This is a genomic window from Aquabacterium sp., from assembly GCF_030652515.1.
GTDB lineage: Bacteria > Pseudomonadota > Gammaproteobacteria > Burkholderiales > Burkholderiaceae_C > Aquabacterium.
Map to the genome: position 1 here is coordinate 1 of NZ_JAUSAR010000076.1, position 5,495 is coordinate 5,495.

1 protein-coding gene is annotated in these 5,495 nt (G+C 57.5%); it reads left to right on the top strand.

Annotated features, from left to right (window positions below; translation table 11 throughout):
* Positions 1–8 precede the first annotated feature (8 nt).
* The coding region (locus Q7V20_RS09825) for a non-ribosomal peptide synthetase (protein ID WP_304789949.1) at positions 9–5,495 on the top strand (5,487 nt) is incomplete at its 3' end.

Consider the following 5,495-nt stretch of genomic DNA (forward strand, 5'->3'; position numbering starts at 1 on the left):
AACCCAACTTGACCCCCAGCGACCTGCCGCTGGCCAAGCTGAGCCAAGCCCAGCTCGACGCGCTGCCGGTCGCCCACCATCAGATCGAAGACCTCTACCCGCTCTCGCCCATGCAGCAGGGGATTTTGTTTCATGCCTTGCAGCACGGCGACGACGATCCGTATTTCTATCAAAGGGTGTTCTCGCTATCAGGCGCGTTAAATACTGGCCGTTTCATAGCGGCCTGGCAAACCGCAATTGATAGGCATCCGGCCTTGCGTTCAGTCTATTGCTTCGAAGATAGCCATGCGCCGCTACAGATTGTTTGTAAAACCCGCCACATCGATTTGTTCGAGGCCGATCTACGTGGCATGCCGCGATTACAACGCTGGGATATGCTGGCGCAATGCTTGCGCAATGAACGTTCAAATGGCTTCGATTTTGCTGGTCAACGCGGGTTTGTCTTGAGTTTGTTGCGCGTCCAGGATGATGTCTGGTGGCTGATCTGGAGTCACCACCATATTGCGTTGGATGGTTGGAGCATGGGTTTGGTGCTGCGTGACGTGATGCGGAGTTATTACGGAGAAGCGTTGCCCGTAGTGCCAGCCTATGGCGACTATCTACACTGGTTGAACAGCCGGGATCACGGCGCCGCACTGGATTTCTGGCGCAAGACTCTACTGGATTTGAAAGAAATCACGCCACTGCCGCTGGCGGCAAATGCCCCGGATAACGATGCTTCGCGTTACGAAGAAATCGAAATTAGCCTGTCCGCAAGCGAAACCGATGCCTTACAGGCGGCGGCGCGGCGTTACGGCGTCACCGTCAGTACACTGTTGCAGGCTGCCTATGCCTTACTGCTTGGACGGCATGGCGGTGGCGATGCGGTTTTGTTCGGCGTTACCGTGTCGGGTCGCTCGGCCGATCTGGCGGAGATCGATGCCATGGCTGGATTATTCATCAATACCTTGCCGCTACGCATCGGTCTGGCCGGACGGCAAGCGCTGGGCGATTGGCTGCAAGCCATCCAAAAGCAAACCGCAGCCATGCGCGAATACGAATTTACCCCGTTGTCCGAGATTCAGCGCATGGCCGCGTTGGGCGAAGGCCAGAATTTGTTCGATGCCATTTTGGTGTTCGAAAACTATCCGCTGGACGAGGTGTTGAAGCAGCAAAGACAGGGTTTGCAAATCGGCTTGCTGGAGGCGGAGGATGGCAATGGCCTATTGCGTCATCAACGCGGACGTAACAATTATGCCTTGAGTCTGATCGCTGGCTTAAACCAGCATCTGCATCTGACATTCTCGGGGCGGCAAGCACGCTTTCAGCCAGGGGCGATGGCGTTATTGGCGCGGCGGTTTGTGTATTTGTTGCAGCAAATCGTTGCGGCAAGCGCGGCGAAATTAGCCGATTTGCGGCTCGAACCAGAGGCTACTATTTTGCCGGCCCGGTCGGCTAGGCCTGCGCCAATTTTGAATCTGTTGGCGGCTTGGCAAGCTCAAGTAAAGCAAAAACCCAGTGCTTTGGCGGTATGCGACCAACATCGGCAGCTCAGCTTTATGGAATTGGACTTGGCGGCTGATAGGCTGGCGAACTGCTTGTTGGCACAAGGCGTGCGCCGCGAAGCGGCTGTTGGCGTGTTGCTGGAACTCTCGACTTCATTGGTCGTCAGCCTGCTGGCGATTTTGAAGATAGGTGCCGTATATTTGCCGCTGGATACCCGTTTGCCTGCGCAACGTTTGGGTACGCTGTTAAAGGATAGCGATGCGGGTTGCGTGGTAACGGCTAATTTCGCTGCCAAACAACTGTCCAGTTATGAGGGGTTTGTGCTGAATCTGGATGAACTCAACGAGGAACCCTTATCTAGCGGTCTGACAGCTTGCGAGTTGCATCCGCAACAGGCCGCCTATCGGATTTATACTTCCGGCTCCACTGGCCAACCCAAAGGCGTGACGGTCAGCCATGCCGCCTTGAATCATTATCTACAAGGTGTATTGCCGCGTTTGGCTTTGTCCGGGGATGCGGTGATGGCGATGATCTCGACACCGGCCGCCGACCTGGGCCACACGGTATTGTTCGGCGCCTTGTGTTCCGGCCATGCTTTGCATTTGGTGGCTAGCGACTGCAGCGCTGATCCGGACTGTTTCGCGGGCTATATGAGCGCCAATCGTATCGATGCCTTGAAAATCGTACCCAGCCATTTGCGCGGCTTGCTACAAGCGAGCCATCCCGCAGACGTGTTGCCCGAACAAGTATTGATTCTGGGGGGTGAGGCATGTCCCTTGGACTTGTTGGAAACCGTCCGCAAATTGAAGCCGCAGTGCCGAATCATCAATCATTATGGCCCCACCGAAACCACGGTGGGCGTGTTGACCCATGAACCCGGTATTGTCCAGGCAGGCGCCACGGTGCCAATCGGCCAACCCTTGCCCGGCGTAGAGGCCTATGTGCTGGATGGCGATCTCAATCCGGTGCCGGCTGGCGTACCCGGCGAGCTGTATATTGGCGGCGCCTGTCTGGCCCGTGGTTATCAGGGTAAACCCGGCATGACCGCAGAACGTTTCCTGCCTAACCCTTACCGGAGCAGCGAACGATGGTACCGCACTGGCGACCGGGCGGTTTATCGCGATGATCACTGGGTTTGGTTGGGGCGCCTAGATAATCAGGTCAAGATACGCGGTTACCGTATCGAGCCCGATGAAATCGCCAGAACTTTACGCGAACTGGACGGCGTTGCCGATGCTTTGGTGGTGGCAGAGCCCGGTGACGGTCGGTTGCAATTGCTAGCCTACACGGTGGCCGAGCGGGGGATAACACTGGAGGTAAGCGATTTGCACACCGCGTTGGTCCAACGCTTGCCCGATTACATGATGCCTGCGCACATTTTGGCCTTGGACGTGATGCCATTGACCGCCAACGGCAAAATTGACCGCAAGGCGCTGCCCAAACCGCAACAGGCGAAGCGGAAAATCCTGGCGCCACGCAATGAACTGGAAACTCAGCTGGCGGTGATCTGGCAAACAGTACTGAAAACCGGCGATATTGGCGTCACCGATAATTTTTTCGAGTTGGGTGGCGATTCTATTCTGAGTTTGCAAATCATCGCCCGCGCCCGCAAGCAGGGGATTAAACTGACGCCGAAACTGTTGTTCGAAAAACAGACTATTGCCGAGCTGGTGGTCGCCATCGGCCCATCGACAGACAAGTCCGAACAAAACGCTATTTCGCGTTGCGGTTTAAGAGGACAGATGCCCTTGTCGTACGGCCAGGAGCGGCTGTGGTTTCTGGCGCAGTTGCAACCCGACAGTACTGCCTATCACATCAGCGGCGGGTTACGCTTGTCCGGTCGACTCGATTTGGCCGCGCTGAAAAACAGTTTTGATACCTTGACGGTTCGTCACGACATGTTGCGCAGCCGTTTCATCGCAGTGGATGGCAAACCGCAGCAAGTGGCGGAAGACCGAGTGAGTGCGCCACTCAGTTTTATCGATCTGACCGCCAGCGCAAATGCCGCTGCCGAGCTCGCCGTTTGGTCGGCACAACAAGCGGCCACGCCGTTTGATTTTAACCAAGGCGTATTGTGGCGTGCGGCCTTGGTCGCCATTGACGGACAACACCACGAATTATGGCTGACGCTGCACCACTTGTTGGCTGACGGTTGGTCGGTGGGACGCTTGCTGGACGAATTTGCGGAATTATATGCGGCGGCGGTGGAACAGCGCGAGGCGCGATTGCCGATATTGATCATCAATTACACCGATTACGCGGTCTGGCAGCGGCAATGGCTGGCGGCGGGCGAGGGCGAGCGGCAAGCGAAATATTGGCAACAGCAACTTGGTGGAGAGCAACCCGTTATCGAATTACCGACCGATCATCCCAGACCGCCGCTAGCTGGCGGCCGCGCTGCCACGCAAAGCTTCAGTTTATCGGCAGTAAGGAGCGAGTGCTTGAAACGCTTGGCGGTCGAGACTTCAACCACGCCATTTATGGTATTGCTGGCGGCGTTTGCGGCCTTGCTGCACCGCTACAGCAGCCAAACCGATTTGCGCATCGGCATTCCGGTGGCTAACCGTAACCGGGTCGAAACCGAAGTAGTGGTCGGCTTTTTCGTCAACACCTTAGTGTTACGGGCCGACTGCCGGGGCGAGCTGAACTTTTTGCAGTTGTTGGCACAAGTCAAACAAACCGTGCTGGCCGCTCAGGAGCATGCTGATTTGCCGTTCGAACATCTGGTGGACGTGTTGCAACCGCAACGCAGCCTGAATCGTAATCCGCTGTTTCAGGTGATGGTCAACCATCAAAAACGCGATTTGAGCGCACTCAAAACCTTGCCGGGTCTGGCTATAGAACGTATTGGCCGAGACGCCGAGGCCGCCCAATTCGATTTGAGCCTGGTCAGCGAAGAAGACGAAAACAGTTTAATTACCGGCAATTGGGTGTATACGGCGGAGCTGTTCGAGCCCGAAACGATAGACCGATTGTCCAGGCATTTCCTAAGTCTCTTGGAACAGTGGTTGGCACAGCCGGAAAAGCCCTTGGCAGCTATTGCCTTGCTAGGCGACGGTGAGCAACAGCAGCTTGCCGACTGGAATTCAACCGCTAAGGCTTATCCGTCAGGCCTGATCCACGAGCTGATTAGCCAACGCGCCGCCGCCCAGCCGGACGAGACAGCCCTGGCCTTCGGCGGGCAAACCCTCAGCTATGGCGGACTGGAGCGCCAGGCCAACCGATTGGCGCATTACTTGATCAGCCTCGGCGTCGGCCTGGAAATCCCGGTCGGCATCGCCGTCGAACGTTCCTTCGAACTGGTGATCGGCCTGCTGGCCATCGTCAAGGCCGGTGGCGCCTATGTGCCTTTGGATCCGGACTACCCGGCAGACCGGCTCGCGTACATGATAGCCGATTCCGGCATCGGCTTGCTGTTGAGCCATACCCCGGTGTTGCAAAGCCATGGCGGTTTCGGCAACGCCTGCCGCTGCCTGAACCTCGATGTGCTGGACATGGGCGGCCAAGCTGATGCCGCGCCCAGCCCAAAGCTGCACCCTGAAAGCCCGGCCTACATTATTTACACCTCCGGCTCCACGGGCCGGCCCAAGGGCGCGGCCAACAGCCACGCGGCCTTGGCCAACCGGCTGCACTGGATGCAGGACGCTTATCCGATAGGCCCTGAAGACACCATTCTGCAAAAAACCCCGTTCAGTTTCGACGTGTCGGTGTGGGAATTCTTCTGGCCGCTGATGACCGGCGCCCGCCTAGCCATCGCCGAACCAGGCGCCCACCGCGATCCCGCGGCGTTGACTCAGCTAATGCAGGAGCATCGGGTCAGCACCCTGCATTTCGTGCCGGCCATGCTGGCCGAATTCGTCAACCAGCCCGAATTGCCGAGGTTCCCGTCACTGAAACGCCTCGTCTGTAGCGGCGAAGCCCTGCCGGGCGAATTGCAACAGCGGGTGTTCCAGCGCCTGCCCGGTGTCGAACTCGACAACCTGTACGGCCCCACCGAAGCCGCCATCGAC